Origin of the sequence: Savagea serpentis (assembly GCF_015351395.1) — a bacterium.
Classification (GTDB): Bacteria; Bacillota; Bacilli; order Bacillales_A; family Planococcaceae; genus Savagea; species Savagea serpentis.
Window position 1 is genome coordinate 22,973 of the sequence record NZ_JADKPV010000006.1, and the last position, 16,896, is coordinate 39,868.

The window sequence follows — 16,896 nt, forward strand, 5'->3', positions numbered from 1 at the left end:
GGCTTTTTTATAGCAATTCTGTTAAATTTTCCACAAAATAAGTGGGCTGTTTTTCTCGTTGTTGTATTTGTGCTTGCGTATGAACACCGCCTGCCACATGAATCGTATCAATCTCATATTGAATCCCACATAAAATATCGGTGTCGTAATTATCACCGATCATGACCATCTCATCTTTCGCATATCCTCCGCTCTCACGAACGAGTTCAAGCATGGTCGACTCAGGCTTCCCAATATAAAGTGGTTCAATTCCAGTTGCATGTGCAAGAAGTCGAATGAATGAACCGTTTCCGACACCGAATCCTGTAGCCGTCGGGATGATCTTGTCACTGTTCGTGGCGATAAATGTTGCACCATTTCGAATGACATTCATCACTTCGGATAAGCTTTCATACGTCGACTCGCGATTAATACCGACTACCGCAACATCCGCTTCCTCTGGGCCGACAACACGAAGGTTTTGCTCAGCAAACGCTTTTCGCAACCCTTCTTCTCCATATAAATAAATATGCGAAGAAGCATGATATTCTGCACAATATAAAGCCGAAGCGACCGCGGTTGTATAAATACGTTCTCGCTTCGCTACAATTCCCATCTTCGCTAGTTTGTTTTCGACATCTTCGCGATTAACGGAAGCATTATTTGTAATATAATATGGTTCAATGCCTCTCTTTTGCAACTCATAAATCGTTTGCGCTGCCGCTTCAATCACTTCTGTTCCTTTATATATCGTACCATCTAAATCAAAACAATACGCGCGGTACTGTTTCATTCTGCATGATCCTCCGGTAAAAACGCTGATACAGGGCCGAGCTCATTTTCTAAATAGTAATTCACTCGTTTTGACCAATTTTGTAAAGCCGGCATACTTTTTTGCATCACTGTATACATCGCTGTATGATCCATCTTCGTAAATTGTTGGATGATTTCTTTACGAAGTGCAACCACTGTCTTTAGCGGCTCGACCATGTCGTCCGTAATGACTTCTTCATCATCCATAATATCGATAATATCTTCATAACTTCCTGGATCACGCATGATGAATCCATCAATCATCGAATTTCCAACATCGATAATCGATTCGATGACGACATGTGTTAAACGTTCTAACGCGAGTCGCTCCACCACAGTTTCTGTCCATTCTGAACGCTCATGAAATACTTCTAACAATTGGTCCATATGTTGCAATGTGTCATTAATTTTATTTCGATCTACAAAATACATGATGACCCCTCCAACTAAATTATAAATTCCATTTACGTATTATCATATCATAACTACTTGATAATACGCATTGAAGTTCCAACAAAAAAGCGAAGGATTCGTTCATTGCTGAACCTTCCTTCGCTTTATAGCGTGGCGATTGCCTCATTGTTTTTTCAATTTTTTCACGATAAAGTACGCACATCCAAAATTACAATACTCGTATAAGTAATCTTGTACATTGCTATACTTCGTTTCAAACGTGGATTTCGGATGGCGGTCCTCATAAAATCCTTTTAATCGCAGTTGACCGTATCCCCAATCCCCGACGATATAATCATATTTCCCTAAAATATCTGTGTAGCGTTCTGCGAATACTTCTTCTTGAAACGCCTCTTTATGATCATGTATGACCTCGTATTGAAATTTACCAATTTTAATTTCCACGAATAGATTCTCCAATCGATTATTGTTTCGCTTGAAGTTCTTGTTCACCTTGTTTTTGACGCTCACGAGCTGCAGCGTTCACTTGTTCGTCCGCATGGTAACTTGAACGGACGAGTGGACCTGCTTCACAGTGTGAGAAGCCTTTTGACATAGCGATTTCATATAATTCATTAAACTCTTCAGGCGTATAATATTTTTGTACTTTTAAATGTTTACGTGACGGTTGTAAATATTGACCGATTGTCATAATATCGACATTGTTTGCGCGAAGGTCATCCATCGTCTGAATAATTTCTTCCTTCGTTTCCCCAAGACCTACCATCAATGATGACTTCGTCGGAATTTCTGGATACATTTCTTTCGCACGACGCAATAATTCGAGTGAGCGCGGGTATGTTGCGCGTGCACGAACACGAGGTGTTAAACGTTCTACCGTTTCAATATTATGGTTTAAAATGTCTGGTTTCGCATCCATTAAACGCTGTAAGTTATCGATGTCTCCACCCATATCTGAAGGGAGTACTTCGACTGTTGTAAACGGACTTTTACGACGGATTGCGCGAATCGTTTCAGCGAAAATTTCCGACCCACCATCTTTTAAATCATCTCGTGCTACAGCTGTTACGACCGCATGCTTTAAATTCATTAATGCGACAGAATCCGCTACACGCTCTGGCTCCGCACGATCTAATTCTGTAGGAAGTCCAGTTTTTACCGCACAGAAACGGCAAGCACGTGTACACGTATCCCCTAAAATCATAAACGTTGCCGTACGACGCTCTGCCCAACATTCATGAATGTTCGGACATTTCGCTTCTTCACATACCGTATGCAAGTTTTTTTCACGCATTAATTTCTTTAACCCTGTATAGTTTTCGTTCGTATTTAACTTAATCTTCAACCATTCCGGCTTGCGTAAATATTCATCTTTACGTTTTGTTGTCACTTTGCTCGACTCCGTTTCTTTCAGAAAATTTGAGTACTCATTCTATTTGTCAATGTAACACAAATTACAAATGTCGACAACAAAACATTCTTACCTATTTTTAAGCGAAATGACCTTAATTTCCTTCAATCGACCTTCTCGATTTCATCACCGCGTGGACGATGCTCGCTGCGAGCCCACCCCAAATGATTAAAATTCCGATAATCATCATTACAATCGCGCTTGCTGTCATATACATCCCTCCTATTTATACAATTCTCTCTGCGGATCTTTACGCCATTTTAACAACATGAAGATGATGCCGAGCACTAATGCTCCCACAGCTACTGACCAACCCGCTGTCAGGATGAACTCATTCGTATACCCTTCATAGTTTCCTGTTTTTGAATCATGTAGTCGCATAATGTTTAAACGTAATAAATCGATAAACATATAGCCGAGTACAGCAGGTGTAATGTAGCGTAATGAAATTCTCCACCAAGCTCCTAAACGAATATCGGATACTGCATCCGCATGCGTTTGCAACGTATCCAGCTTTTTGAATACCCAAACGATCGCGACAACTTCTACTAAACCGAGTGCTGCTACACCGAAATTATTGATGAAGTAGTCGACTGTATCTAAGAAATAAAGACCGCTATTCGTCGAGTAAATTAAAGAGAACAACATCGATAAGCTAACTCCGAAAAAGACTGCTTTCCCTCGTGAAATATTAAATTTATCTTGAATTCCTGCAATGTACGTTTCCACAATGGAAATTAATGATGAAATTCCTGCTAACGTTAAAGATAAGAAGAATAACACTCCGAAAATTACATTCATTCCCGGCATTTCATTGATGATAGATGGGAATGCGACGAATGCTAATCCGACACCTACTGATACGACTTCATCAATCGGTAAGCCACTTTGTAAAGCCATGAATCCGAGCGCTGCGAATACTCCAATCCCTGCTAACAATTCGAAGCTTGAGTTTGCGAACCCTGTAATAAACGCGTTGTTCGTCACGTCTGATTTTTTAGGTAAATAACTTGAATACGTAATCATAATGGCAAAGGCGATCGATAAACTGAAGAAAATATGACCGTATGCTGCAACCCAAACGGTCGCGTTCGTCAACTTGCTTAAGTCTGGTTGGAAAAATGACTGTAATCCAATCATTGCACCAGGTAAAGTGACAGCGCGAATGACAATCGCAATGAAAACAACCGTTAATAATGGAATGAAAATTCTATTCGCAAATTCTATTCCTTTTTTAACTCCCCCGAATAAAATGAGGAAAACAATTGCCCAAACGAATAAATGTGGAATGAGCACGCCCGGAACGAATCCCCCAATTTCTCCAGGCACTTCTGAAAGATTCAATACATCCCCATATAAGAAGTCTTTCGTATCTTGTCCCCATTTCAGCGTAAATGCATAGCCTGTATATTTTATTGCCCAGGCAATGATAACCGAGTAATAAGTGGAAATGACGAAAGCTACGATGACACCCCACCAGCCAATCCACTCTGCTTTTTTCCCTGCCAATCTAAAAAAGGATAACGGACTAGAACCACGATATTTATGACCAATCGTAAATTCCATAATTAAAATCGGTATTCCTGCAGTTAATAAAGCGAATAAATATGGAATAAAGAAAGCGCCTCCACCATTTTCATACGCAACGTATGGGAATCGCCAAATGTTACCGAGTCCAACTGCCGATCCGACAGCCGCTAAAATAAAACCTGCCCGTGTCCCCCATTGCGAATTTTGTTGCTTGTCCATACATTCCACCCCTTTCATTCTTTAGTTCGAATTTTATCTAATTTTCTGAATATTGTCAATAATAGGGTGTTTTTTCAATAAAACTTACAAAAAAGACGTTAAAAAGTAGTTGTTCTACTTCTTAACGTCTTTTCTTATGAAGCGACTGGCATTGTGCTTCTTTTAGATAAAATAATTAAAATGATGACCATCACCATCATCAAAGCTCCTAAACTAATCATGATTGAAGTCGTAAAGGCAAATACGAGATAACCGAAGCCCGCGACAAGCGCGGATAAAATGGCATAAGGTAATTGAGTGGATACGTGATCAATATGGTTACACCCTGCTCCAGTCGCTGATAAAATCGTCGTATCTGAAATCGGTGAACAGTGATCTCCGAAGACTGCTCCCGCTAATACTGCACTCATTGCCGGTAGTAATAGAGAAACATCTGTCGCAATCATGACATCTGCTGCAATCGGTAATAAAATACCGAATGAACCCCAAGACGTCCCTGTTGAGAAGGCAATTAACCCACCGAAAATAAAAAGAACGAGTGGTAAAAAGGCTGGAGACACATTCGTTCGCTCTACGATGGATGCTAAATAGCTCCCCGTTTCTAATGTTCCAATAAAATCTGTCAACGCCCAAGCGAAGAATAAAATAAGAACAGCCGGTGCCATCGATTGAAGCCCTGTTTTTAAAGCGGTACCGACCCAGCCCCAAGAAGCTGTTTCGTTTCGTTTCATCTGACTTAAATATAAGACAATCGCTAATAGTGCTCCTGTTAATCCACCTACTGCTAAGGACAACGGCACATCCGTCTCTTCAAAAATCGCCCAAATACTCATGCTTCCACTTGCGCGTGCTCCTGTAATGAACATCATCGTAAAGGTTACGAGAATCAACACGACAATCGGCAATACTAAATCTCGTACACGACCGTAAGTATGTTCTGGAAAATCTTCTTTTAACTCTCCTGGAATATCTTTTGTCGCATCGTACAATTCACCCGTTTCAATGGCACGCATTTCATGGTCGCGCATCCCTCCGAATGAAACATTCGTCCAAGCGAAATAGAACACAAAAATTAATGTTGCAACGACGTAAAAATTCATCGGAGCCATTAAAACGAAGGCTGATAATGGAGAGTATGTCACAATCGCCGCAGCCCCTAAAATCGGAGCGAGTTGTCCAATCAAAAATGCTCCCCAACTGGAGATTGGTGAAACGACACAAATTGGGGCGCTCGTCGAATCGATAAAGTACGCAAGTTGCGCACGTGATACACGTTGCTTATCGCTAATTGGTCGTGCAATTTGCCCGACTGCTAAAGCGTTGAAATAGTCATCAATGAAAAATAAAAGACCTAAAAAGACGGTTAATAATTTTGCGCCTCGACGTGTTTTCACACGCTTCGTCGCCCAATCAGCGAACGCTTTCGTTCCTCCTGACAAACTGACAAAAGCTGTAATAATCCCTAATAATAAAATGAATAACATAATGAAAATATTACTCCAGTTAAAAGCCTCTCCATCCCATAAAGAAGCGATCATCCCTTTTCCTAATACACTGAAGAAAGAGTGGCCATCGATGCTAATTAAAATAGCTGCACTTAAAATTCCAAACCCGAGCGATAAAATGACACGTTTCGTTAATAAAACCATGACAATCGCAATAATTGGTGGAATGATTGACGCAATACTTCCAATCATATAAAAAACTCCTTTCTATTCAAAAAGCCGATACGTTGAACGTATCGGCTTTAGGCTAATGTTCTATGACGAACATTTTAAGTAGCCCAACATCTTTCGGATGACAGTGTTGCACATATTTTATGCAACCCCAAAATGAAAAAGCGACCCTTTTCATTTTTCGGCAATGTCGCCTTTCTCTTTTCTTCTTCGCTGTCCGCTCCAAAAAGATACTCTTCGACACTGCAACCTCTACTTCACACTTTTTTCTTTTGTGCATTTACTTTAACAGCTTTTCACTTTTCATGCAAGCCGTCACGATGAGAGTGAGCCGAACGATTGAATGCCATACCAAGCGAACACATCTCGAATAAGTTCAGGCATGTAATACTTCTTTGGAAGTTCTGCTAATTCCGGGAAAAAGAATCCGAACGTAAACATATCTAGAGTCGCCAGCCTATATGTTTCGTCGCGACGCAATCGACGGTTTCCGATAAATATCGTTCCATCTGCCTTCTCATACAAACGTTCAAAATGCATTTTCCCCATTAATGTACCTCTAAAACCTAATCCACGCACTTCAATTTTAGGCCAATCTTCCGCTTTCGTCTTTTCATAAATATGTTTTAAAAAAGAGCCTTCTACTTCAACTGTGGCAACATTAATTGGGTGAGGTAACAATTCATGAAGTTGTTCGCTCGTCACGTACCCTCGTCGTAAACTTCCTAAAAAAATACCTGAATTGAACATCGCACAATCCGCGCCCGTATATTCTAAAAGTGCTCGTCCAAAGAAACGATCAAGTTCTGTCGTTTGAAATAAATCATTACTCAAATTAAATTCATTATGAAAAATCGGCTTATTTAATAGCTCTTTTCCTTTTTTCATATAGTCTTCTGAAAACTGAGCATCTTGATAGGTCACAGCAAGTTGATCCGTCCGAATAACACCTGCACGGCGACTGACGACTTGATGATGTTCATCCACTTTTAATTTCATATGCCCAATATATTCTGCATATTTCCCTGTAGCACCGAGCAAACTTTCATTCACATATTCTCCATGTTGAAATAAATGATGGGTATGCGCCCCTAAAATAATGGTCAGTTCAGAATGACGCTTTGCAATTTCACGGTCAAATCGCTCACCGATATGAGAGAGACAAATTAAAATATCCACTTTTGAAGCTAATATTTCTACCATTTCAGCGACCGCTTCATAAGGGTCCGTCACTTCCCAATCAAGTTGCTTATAAAACTGATAATAAGGAGCTGTTACTCCAAACACTCCAATTTTCGTCCCATAAGGTGTTTCATAAATGATAGAACGTTTTGCGAAAGGGCGTCCGTCTAAATGATTTAAATTACTCACCAAAACATCAAATTCCGCCTTTTCATATAAATGTTCTAAGTCTTTATGGGCCATCGTGATTCCCTCATTATTACCAATCGTGACGGCATCGACACCCATTTCATTTAATAGCTGAACATTCGCTCTTCCTTTCGTCGCATCAGTCAATGGATGAGAACGATCGATAAAATCACCTAAATCGAAAGTGAACGTAGAAGCTCCTTCCTTTTGATGAAGCGCTGTTTTTTCCCGAATAAACCGGCTCATTTGAGGCCAATTATGAAAATGACTATGCACATCATTTAAATGATAAATATGAATGGTTTCCAATGAATCCATTTCGTTCACCCCCATATACCATCGATAATCGAACGAATCCCGATAATGAGTAATATAATGCGCAACATCGTGACGACTGTTTTCGATTGCATTTTACGATTCAAGACCGAGCCGAGTGTTGCTCCTAAATACGCTGCTGGGATGACTGGAAGTGTATATAACCATGGTACATTCCCTAAATAAATATGAGAAATGGAGTTGACAATCGCTGATAAAAAGACCATGAACATACTTGTTGCCACTGCAACATGAGGTGGGAATAAAAATAAAATGAGCATCGCTGGAACGAGAATCGAACCGCCACCAATTCCGAACAATCCAGATGCAAATCCAATGCCGAATGTCAACAATAAAGCAAACCAAATCGGATATCCATAAACGTGCGATTCTCCAGATGGGTCAATGAAAGTACGCTTCGTACCGTGATCGACAAACCAATGAATGGGCTTCACTTTATCTCGCACGAGTAAAATCGTCGCTAAAATAATTAACAGAATTCCGAAATATAAGTTAAATGATGCAATTTCAAGCCCTTTATTAACGTAGGCACCAATCAATGTGCCAGGAACGCTTCCGGCGAAGAAAATCAAACCACTCTTGTAGTCCACCGTTTTCGCTTTCATATGCGACAAAGTCGATGACAAACCTGTGAAAATCATCATAATCACGGATAAACCGACAACCTTTTGAGGGGTGATCCCTTCAATCCACCCAAGTTCCGCTCCGAAATAAAGTGTTAACGGAACGAGTATAATGCCGCCACCTAAACCGACAAGGGCTCCGATAACACCTGAAGCGAGCGCAATGAGCGCCAATATGACATATGCCATTACAAATCCTCCTTAAATAAATCCAGTTGCATCGGTGCTAAATCTTCATATTCAATTTGTAACAACTGTTGAAGACGCTTCGCATTTGGCGCAGCATGATGGCCTGAATTATTGTTAAATATAATATATTGCTCGCCTTGTTCTTGTTGTACAACTTTTTGTAATTCTGCTAACTCTTGTTCCGAATAATTGTATAAATAGCGTACTTTCCGCCACGCTTCTGATGAACCGAATGTATTGACCCATCCCCGATCATTACGCCCATGTAAACGATAAAACATTTTCGGCGCAGTTTGGGCAATTATTTTCGGTACACTACCTACTCCAACTTGCGGTTCATCAACGATCGTATGAATGAAGTGATAGTGTTTTAAAAATTGTAATGTTGCTTGAGCTCGCTCTCCTTCAAACCAAGACATATGCCGAAATTCTATCGCAATATCAAACTCTGGTAGTTGCTGGCGGATGTAACGCAATAAGTTCACTTCTTTCGTTCCACATAAAAAAGAAGGTGGAAATTGAAAAAGTAAAAATGCTAGCTTTCCTGACTGTTGCATCGGCAGAAAAGCTTGTCGATACGCTTCGAACATTGCTTCAGTCGTTTCAAACGGCCAATCTGACTTCTGCAAGTGGCCCGTCATTCCTTTATACGCTTTAACGATAAATTGAAAAGTACGCGGTGTTTCATGAATCCATTTATGAATCGTCGTTTCCCGCGGTATCGCATAGAAACTTGAATCAACTTCGACTAAAGGAAAGTGCGCGCTGTAATCGACTAACTTATAAGCAGTTGTCGACGTATATAAGGAAGGGTGATCGCCCCATCCTGTTAACCCAATTCGAATCATACAAAATCCTCCTAAAGATTAGTTTTATCATACCATATTTTCTAGAAGGCTTCGTATTTTACGTCGCAAAAAAACTTTCATGATATTATTTTGTACCGTTCGGTTTATAAAAAAAGCGTATAGACAAATAACACTGTCTATACGCTCGAAATCTCTATTCTTCTTGCTCTCGTAATTCTACACGACGAATCTTTCCTGAAATTGTTTTCGGAAGTTCTTCGACGAATTCGATAATACGTGGGTATTTATAAGGTGCTGTTACTGTTTTAACATGGTCTTGAATTTCTTTCGTTAATTCTTCACCTGGTGTAAACTGTTTGCCACGTAACACGATAAACGCTTTAACGACACTTCCGCGAATTGGGTCTGGACTTGCTACGACCGCACATTCTTGAACTGCAGGATGTTTGACTAATGCATCTTCAACTTCGAAAGGTCCAATCGTATATCCTGAGCTGATAATAATATCGTCTGAACGACCTTCAAACCAGTAGTACCCATCTTCGTCTTTCGATGCGCGGTCACCCGTCACATAATAATCTCCACGGAACTGAGCTGCTGTTCGCTCTGGCTCTTTATAGTACCCGCGGAACAATGCAGGTGTGTCTTTATGAATCGCAATATCTCCGACTTGACCAACAGGTGCTGGCTTTCCTTCATCATCGATAATTTCAATCATGCCTTCGAACATCGGTTTACCCATCGATCCTGGGCGAACTTCCATTCCTTCTAACACACCGATTAACAATGTATTTTCCGTTTGACCGTATCCGTCACGGACCGTTAAATCAAAGTGCTTTTTGAACGTGTCCATTACTTCGCGGTTCAACGGTTCTCCTGCTGATACTGCAGAACGTAATTTACTTAAGTCGTACTTGCCGATATCGTCAACGATCGACATGAGGCGGTACTCTGTCGGCGTACAACATAAAACATTAATTTCATTCTCTTGAAGCATTTGTAAGTACTTTTCTGGATCAAAGCTACCGTAGTACGTATAACCTGTCGCTCCGAGTCCAAGTGTCGCTAAAAACGGACTCCAAATCCACTTTTGCCAACCGGGTCCAGCTGTCGCCCAAACACGGTCACCTTCTTTAATCGTCAACCATTTTTTAGCTGCTAAACGAAGATGTGTATAACCCCATCCGTGCGCATGAATGACGGCTTTCGGATTTCCAGTTGTCCCTGATGTGAAAGATAAAAACGCTGTCGAATCACGTGTCGTGTCCGACATTTCCAATTCATCTGATTCTGACTCTGCAGCTGCGACTAAGTTCGTCCAGTTATCTGTATCGCCTCCAACGACGAAACGCTCCACCTTCTGAACTTCTTCTACATCATTGAATCGATCGACATACGGATGATAAGATACGACCGCTTTAATATCACCATGATTAATACGATATTGTAAATCGCTCGCGCGAAGTAATTCTGAACTTGGTGCAACGATTAAACCAATTTTCAATGCTGCGATATACGTTTGATACGCTTCGATTAAACGTGGAAGCATAACGAGAATCGCGTCCCCTTTTTTCAATCCTTGCTTTTTGAAAACGTTTCCAATTTTATTTGCACCTTTAATTAATTCATCATACGTAATTTGCTTTTCTTCTCCTGCTTCACTTTGCCATACGAGTGCTAGTCTTTCTGGATCCGATGTAAATTGTTCAAATTCTTGAATGATATTATACTTCTCTGGTGCAATAATGTCTTTGTTTGTCATAACGCATTCCCTCCGTTTGAATTACTAAATGTATGAACCCCAAAACAACGATCATAAAACTACTTAAAAATAATAATTACTGATTTCTGCTTTCCCCTTCACAAAAATCATTACATCAATGATAACCCTTACATTAAGAGAATTCAACCCATTTTTTGTAAAAAAATAGAATGGAGAAAGGAAGTGAATAACTTCCTTTCTAATTCTTTTTAAAATAATAATTTACATAAAAAATTATTTCCTGTTTCAATCCTATCTTTATTTATTTTGACTGTTCTTTTACTCGTTCATACAAGACAGCCATATCTTTCGGTCCGTATCCTTCTGAATTCGCTTCCGTGTATAATTTTTGTAATTGTTCACTGATTGGCAAATCTAAGCCATGGCTTTTCGCCAAATCTAATGCGAAGTTTACATCTTTTAATAAGAGTGCGAGCGCAAATCCAGGTTCATAGTCGTCTTTTGCAATGAATGTATTATAGTTACGGTCATAAATACGACTTTGGCCATAACTTACATTTAAAATGGAGAATAACATATCCAAATCGATATTTTGTTTATTCGCAATATGGAGCGCTTCCGCGACACCTGCTGTATAGAAACCGATCAATAAGTTATTGATTAATTTTACAGTCGTTCCGCTATCGATTTGTTCACCAACTAAGAAAATATTTTCCCCTAACTGTTCAAATACAGGCATGACTTCATCAAATGTCGCCTTGTCTCCTCCGACCATAAATGTCAACGTACGATTTTCCGCTCCAATGACACCACCACTAACTGGAGCTGCTAAAAACCGGATGTTTTTTTCTTTCGCAATTTTTTCGAGTTTCGAGTTCATTTCAGGTGATACTGTGCTCGTATCGACAATAATTGCATTCGTCGGATTGTTGAAAATGCCGTCTTTCCCCAAATAAACTGCTTCAACGACCGCTTCAGAAGGCAAGCTCGTTAAAATGACGTCACATTCTTCCGCTAACTGTGCAGGTCCTGTCGCAATTTTTCCCCCGAGACTTTCTAACTCCTTTAATGCTGCCTCATTGATATCGTTTCCGTACACTTCAAATTTCGCTAATAAGTTTTTCGCCATCGGTAATCCCATATTCCCGAGTCCAATCATTCCTACCTTTTTCATGTAAAATCCCCCTTTTGTGAATGTGTGTTAAATTATAGTGAGTATGAACCTTTTCCAATCATATAGTCGGCAATTTGACGCTTCAGACCGATTAAATCCACTGAATCTACTGTTAAATCACGTATTGCCCCTTGGAGTGCTGCTGGATCTTTTGCGATACGTGCTGTAATTTCTAATAAGTTCGCTTGAATCTTTCGGCTGCTATCATGTGTAATGTACGCTGCAAGCGCTTCTTCAATGTCGCGCTTTTTCGATTCCTCAACGCGAATGAGCACTGCTTTCATTAAGTATAAGTCCATTACTGTATCTGAAATGAGGCGCATTAATTCTTGCTCATTTTCAAACTCTTTTAATGAAATCACTTCTTCACTCGTCAATGTTTGCATCACTTTGTTAAATGCCGCTAACGCTTTTTCGTATTGTTCATTGCCTAACGCATCATCCGCTTCGAACACCGATGCATCTTTCGTAAACAATTTTGTAATGCTTCGCGCTACTGTAAGACGGTTAATTTCGTTCGTTCCTTCGAAAATACGGTTGATTCGAGCATCGCGATACATGCGCTCGATATCATACTCTTCCATATATCCGTATCCACCGTGCATTTGAACCCCTTCATCTACAACATAGTCGAGCATTTCAGATGCTGCTACTTTATTCAAGGCACAATCTGCTGCGTATTGTGGAAGAACTTTCAAAATATTGTCTTCGGAAAGATCTTCTTCGTCAATAAGACGTGCTGTGTAATAAACGCCTGTCTCCGCTCGATAGATGGACGCTGCCATCATGGCGAGCTTTTCACGTAACATTGAAAATTGCGATAATTCACGATTGAATTGCTTACGTTCTTGCGTATATTGAAGTGCCGTATTGAACGCTTGTTTTCCTGATCCGATATTAGAGAAAGCTAATTTTAGACGAGCTAAGTTTAAAATATTTAATGCGATGTAATGTCCTTTACCACGCTCACCTAAAATATTTTCTTCGGGAACATTCACATCTTCTAAAATTAATGTCGCTGTTGAAGAACCTTTAATTCCCATCTTCTGTTCTTCCGGCCCTACTGAAACGCCAGGCATATCGCGCTCGACGATAAATCCTGTCATCCCTTCTTCTGTCTTTGCGAATACGACGTACACATTCGCTAAGTGAGCGTTTGTAATCCATTGTTTCTCACCATTTAAACGATATGAACCATCGTCGTTTAACTTCGCTGTCGCTTTCGCTGCAAGAGCATCTGAACCAGCGTTTGGCTCCGTTAATGCGTATGCTCCAATCCACTCTCCTGAAGCGAGTTTCGGTAAGCATTTCTTCTTCTGTTCTTTCGTTCCGAAGTACATGTAAGGAAGTGTTCCCACTCCTGTATGTATGTTGAACGATACTCCGAAACTACTCCCATGACCGAGCCCTTCTGCAACAAGTCCTGAGATTTTTTTCCCCATTTCCATTCCATCGTAATCTTCTGGTACGTCCGCCCCTAAAAGTCCAAGCTCTCCCGCCTCTTCAAACAATTGACGCGCTGTCGCATAATCGTAAGACTCTAACTTTTCAAGTGATGGATAAACTCGTTCTGCTGCAAATTGCTCTACCGTCTGTTCAATTAATTTCTCTTCATCATTGAAGTGATCAGGTGCAAAGTTTTTTGTCGTATCATTCATTTGTGGAAAAATATAAGTTCTTGTCATCGTAAACATCCTCCCTTTATTAACTACCTTTATGTGAAATAGTCGGCTCATGATGCTCACCATGAGCCTCATTAAAACGCTTTCATTTCATCGATTACTTAAGACATTTTATACCGATTCAATTTATTATAAAGCGTCGCTCTCGATATGTTTAATAATTGTGCAGCTCTTGTTTTATTGCCACCCGTCTCTTGTAAAGCACGAATAATTGAGCGCTTATCTTCCATTTCCAGCAACTCTTCTAAATTCTCTACAGGTTGTGTATGAACAGGTGATTCAATTGTTTGTTCGTGCTCTTGGAATAAATGAATCGTCAAATCGTTAATGCGAATGTGGTCTTCATCCGTTAAAACGTATAAACGCTCTAACATGTTAACGAGCTCTCGAACATTTCCCGGCCAACTATGGTTATAAAATTTTCGAATGATTTGTTCTTCAATCGTTTTTTCTTTTCCATATTTTTTCGCCAGTTCTCTCAACTTATGTGAAACGATAAGCGGAATATCCGTCAAACGCTCTCTCAATGGTGGAATTTCAATCGGTATGACATTTAAACGATAGTACAAATCTTCACGAAACTCTCCCGCTTGTACCATCTCTTTTAAGTTGCGATTCGTCGCTGCGATAATTCGAGTGTCGATTGGAATCGCTTCTGTTCCACCGATTCGCTCAACTTCACGCTCTTGCAACACACGCAATATTTTCGCTTGAATATTTAAAGACATTTCCCCAATTTCATCCAAAAACAAAGTACCGTTATGAGCCATTTCAAACTTCCCTTTATGTCCGCCGCGTTTCGCACCTGTGAAGGCGCCCTCTTCATATCCGAACAGTTCTGATTCGATCAAGTTATCCGGAATCGCCGCACAGTTAATACTGACGAAGTTGCCTGCTTTCATGACTCCCATATCATGAATCGCTTTTGCGAATTGCTCTTTCCCAACTCCGCTCTCCCCAGTAATGAGCACGGTCGCTTTCGTATCGCTCGCACGAATCGCAATGTTTTTCGTCCGCGTAATGATTAAACTATCTCCTAAAATGTCATCGAAACGAACAACCGCATTGCGCTCCTCCTCACTCTCCCAATGAATGTGAAGTCCTTCCTTGTCTGTCACTTCTAGCTTTTGCATGCGCTGGACGGCTTGATAAATTTCAGCGACCCCTTCGTACAACAGCATCCCGACAGCTCCGACGACTTTTTTATCTCGCCATATCGGCAAACGATGAACGACTAAATTATGTCCACCTAGTACGTGCGCTTGGCTACGTTCAGGTACTCCCGTCTTTAATACGACGGGTAGGCGTGTATTTTCGATGACATCTGCCGCTCGCTTGCCGACTGCTTGCTCTTTATTCAAGCCAACATAACGACAATACGCATCGTTCATAACACGAATTATGCCGTCATTATCCACGATCACGAGCCCTTCATAAGCAAGATCAAATGTTAAACTATACCAGTGATCTAACTCTTGAAGACGTTTAATTTCTTGAACCGCAGCCTTATGGTAATCATGACGCACCGCTTGATCGACGACACCGATTAACGTATAGTCCGTATCGACGACATAACTAGGTACCGTTTCAATGTGCATCATCTTTTCATTTTCCATCACGTACGCGAATGTTTTGCTCATCCATTTGGTGACTGAGTCTGTTTGATCAATCTGTTCCGCGCTTTGCAACGCTTGAACATACGTCTTTAAATTAAAAACACCGATAATTTTATCTTCTTGAATGACTGGCAATTCATTCAACTCAACTTGCATAACGAGATGAATCGCATCTCGGACGATACTCGTATGTTGAATCGTTAAATAATTACGACGCATCCAATCTTTTACTTCGGTCTCTTTTTCAAAGGCAAACATATCATCACCAAACCTTTCTATTTACGCTGTGAAAAATGAATTGACAAACGCCTCCGAAACGTCTTCTAAATTTTTATATTCATATTGTGGATTTTGGTCTTTGTCAATGACAACTGAACGAATTCCTTCGTAAAAATCTTTATGCTTTAAGAAATTCGCTCCGATGTTTAACTCCATCGCTAAACAGTCTTTCAACGACTTGCCTTCCCCACGCTTCAGTTGTTCTAATGTTACTTTTAAAGAAACGGGTGACTTGCTTTTTATGATGCTAGCCGTCTTTTTGGAAAATTCATCCCCCGCATTTTCAAGAGATGTGATGATGTCTTCTACTGTTTCTTTCGCAAAATGCTCGTCAATTGACTCGCGTTGTTGTTCGAGCTTTCCTTCTCCATCGAATGTCGCTCGAACTTTTGCAATCGCTCGTTCAACGATCGCTTGTGCTTCTCCAGTCGAAAAGTCGGCTCGTTTTAAAGCATCTGTTAAAGTTGCTAAGTTATCACTTAACACGTAGTCATCAGCTACTTTCGCATAAATCGCATCTTGTGCACCGATTGTACTTGCTGTCAAAGCTAAATATCGACCGACCTTACCAGGTGCTTGGTTTAAGAAATACGATCCTCCAACGTCTGGGAAGAAGCCGATATTCATTTCAGGCATCGCCCAACGTGTTGTTTCTGTCACGATGCGATGACTCGCTCCCTGTGTCAATCCAACACCGCCACCCATGACGATTCCATTTAAATAAGCAATGATTGGTTTATCATATTCTGCAATCGTTAAATCTACATCATACTCAATTTCAAAGAAGTTCATCGCTGCTTGACGATTTTCTTCTGATTCTTGTGCAGCATGAAGCATCTTGATGTCCCCGCCTGCACAGAGTGCACGTTCTAAGTCACTACGTAACAACACCGCTTGTACTGAATCATCTGTCTTCCATTCTTCTAAAGCCTTTTGAATAATTAAAAGCATGTCTGTATTTAATGAGTTTAACGCTTTCGGACGATTTAGAATTAATTCTCCGAGCCCGTTCTCATGTTTAATAACGAGTACTTCTCCCACAAAAACCCCTC

At 40.4% G+C, this 16,896-nt stretch carries 15 protein-coding genes and 1 riboswitch; all 15 genes read right to left on the minus strand.

Annotated elements, in window-relative coordinates; all coding sequences use genetic code 11:
* Positions 1-7: 7 nt before the first annotated feature.
* Positions 8-772, minus strand: coding sequence for an HAD-IIA family hydrolase (locus IRY55_RS10715; protein ID WP_194563317.1), 765 nt, complete (start codon positions 770-772; stop codon positions 8-10).
* Positions 769-1,224, minus strand: a complete 456-nt coding sequence (locus IRY55_RS10720) for a DUF86 domain-containing protein (RefSeq protein ID WP_194563318.1) — start codon at positions 1,222-1,224, stop codon at positions 769-771. Before IRY55_RS10720 ends, IRY55_RS10715 begins: the two co-directional genes overlap by 4 nt.
* A 144-nt stretch (positions 1,225-1,368) precedes the next feature.
* On the minus strand, positions 1,369-1,644 hold the full coding sequence (locus IRY55_RS10725; RefSeq protein ID WP_194563450.1) for a YutD family protein: 276 nt from the start codon (positions 1,642-1,644) through the stop codon (positions 1,369-1,371).
* A 25-nt stretch (positions 1,645-1,669) separates the two neighbouring features.
* Entirely contained in the window at positions 1,670-2,596 is a 927-nt protein-coding gene (gene lipA, locus IRY55_RS10730; RefSeq protein ID WP_194563319.1) for a lipoyl synthase, read from the minus strand.
* 115 nt (positions 2,597-2,711) lie between these two features.
* Positions 2,712-2,828: a methionine/alanine import family NSS transporter small subunit gene (locus IRY55_RS10735; protein ID WP_194563320.1), complete on the minus strand. Its 117-nt coding sequence runs from the start codon at positions 2,826-2,828 to the stop codon at positions 2,712-2,714.
* Positions 2,829-2,839: 11 nt separating this feature from the next.
* Positions 2,840-4,366: a sodium-dependent transporter gene (locus tag IRY55_RS10740; protein ID WP_194563321.1), complete on the minus strand. Its 1,527-nt coding sequence runs from the start codon at positions 4,364-4,366 to the stop codon at positions 2,840-2,842.
* Between the two features lie 134 nt (positions 4,367-4,500).
* Positions 4,501-6,063, minus strand: a complete 1,563-nt coding sequence (locus IRY55_RS10745; RefSeq protein ID WP_194563322.1) for a Na+/H+ antiporter NhaC family protein — start codon at positions 6,061-6,063, stop codon at positions 4,501-4,503.
* Positions 6,064-6,137: 74 nt separating this feature from the next.
* Positions 6,138-6,305, minus strand: a riboswitch (Lysine riboswitch).
* 52 nt (positions 6,306-6,357) lie between these two features.
* Positions 6,358-7,731, minus strand: a complete 1,374-nt coding sequence (locus IRY55_RS10750; protein WP_194563323.1) for a bifunctional metallophosphatase/5'-nucleotidase — start codon at positions 7,729-7,731, stop codon at positions 6,358-6,360.
* Positions 7,732-7,736: 5 nt separating this feature from the next.
* A complete protein-coding gene (locus tag IRY55_RS10755) occupies positions 7,737-8,561 on the minus strand; it encodes a sulfite exporter TauE/SafE family protein (protein ID WP_194563324.1) in 825 nt (274 codons plus the stop codon).
* Complete coding sequence (locus IRY55_RS10760) at positions 8,561-9,409, minus strand: DUF72 domain-containing protein (protein ID WP_194563325.1); 849 nt, start codon at positions 9,407-9,409, stop codon at positions 8,561-8,563. The genes IRY55_RS10755 and IRY55_RS10760 overlap by 1 nt, the downstream gene beginning before the upstream one ends.
* A 154-nt stretch (positions 9,410-9,563) precedes the next feature.
* A complete protein-coding gene (mbcS, locus tag IRY55_RS10765) occupies positions 9,564-11,132 on the minus strand; it encodes an acyl-CoA synthetase MbcS (protein WP_194563326.1) in 1,569 nt (522 codons plus the stop codon).
* Between the two features lie 262 nt (positions 11,133-11,394).
* Positions 11,395-12,267 (minus strand): NAD(P)-dependent oxidoreductase, encoded by an 873-nt coding sequence (locus IRY55_RS10770; protein ID WP_194563327.1) that lies wholly within the window; start codon positions 12,265-12,267, stop codon positions 11,395-11,397.
* Positions 12,268-12,299: 32 nt separating this feature from the next.
* Complete coding sequence (locus IRY55_RS10775; RefSeq protein WP_194563328.1) at positions 12,300-13,952, minus strand: acyl-CoA dehydrogenase family protein; 1,653 nt, start codon at positions 13,950-13,952, stop codon at positions 12,300-12,302.
* A gap of 98 nt (positions 13,953-14,050) precedes the next feature.
* Positions 14,051-15,823, minus strand: a complete 1,773-nt coding sequence (locus IRY55_RS10780) for a sigma 54-interacting transcriptional regulator (RefSeq protein ID WP_194563329.1) — start codon at positions 15,821-15,823, stop codon at positions 14,051-14,053.
* 21 nt (positions 15,824-15,844) lie between these two features.
* Positions 15,845-16,885, minus strand: a complete 1,041-nt coding sequence (locus IRY55_RS10785; protein ID WP_194563330.1) for an enoyl-CoA hydratase/isomerase family protein — start codon at positions 16,883-16,885, stop codon at positions 15,845-15,847.
* Positions 16,886-16,896: the final 11 nt, after the last annotated feature.

Coding starts and splice junctions, on each gene's coding strand:
- IRY55_RS10715 (WP_194563317.1), bottom strand. CDS start 772: ATGAAACAGTACCGCGCGTATTGTTTTGATTTAGATGGTACGATATAT.
- IRY55_RS10720 (WP_194563318.1), bottom strand. CDS start 1,224: ATGTATTTTGTAGATCGAAATAAAATTAATGACACATTGCAACATATG.
- IRY55_RS10735 (WP_194563320.1), bottom strand. CDS start 2,828: ATGACAGCAAGCGCGATTGTAATGATGATTATCGGAATTTTAATCATT.
- IRY55_RS10740 (WP_194563321.1), bottom strand. CDS start 4,366: ATGGACAAGCAACAAAATTCGCAATGGGGGACACGGGCAGGTTTTATT.
- IRY55_RS10745 (WP_194563322.1), bottom strand. CDS start 6,063: ATGATTGGAAGTATTGCGTCAATCATTCCACCAATTATTGCGATTGTC.
- IRY55_RS10750 (WP_194563323.1), bottom strand. CDS start 7,731: ATGGATTCATTGGAAACCATTCATATTTATCATTTAAATGATGTGCAT.
- IRY55_RS10755 (WP_194563324.1), bottom strand. CDS start 8,561: ATGGCATATGTCATATTGGCGCTCATTGCGCTCGCTTCAGGTGTTATC.
- IRY55_RS10760 (WP_194563325.1), bottom strand. CDS start 9,409: ATGATTCGAATTGGGTTAACAGGATGGGGCGATCACCCTTCCTTATAT.
- mbcS (WP_194563326.1), bottom strand. CDS start 11,132: ATGACAAACAAAGACATTATTGCACCAGAGAAGTATAATATCATTCAA.
- IRY55_RS10770 (WP_194563327.1), bottom strand. CDS start 12,267: ATGAAAAAGGTAGGAATGATTGGACTCGGGAATATGGGATTACCGATG.
- IRY55_RS10775 (WP_194563328.1), bottom strand. CDS start 13,952: ATGACAAGAACTTATATTTTTCCACAAATGAATGATACGACAAAAAAC.
- IRY55_RS10780 (WP_194563329.1), bottom strand. CDS start 15,823: ATGTTTGCCTTTGAAAAAGAGACCGAAGTAAAAGATTGGATGCGTCGT.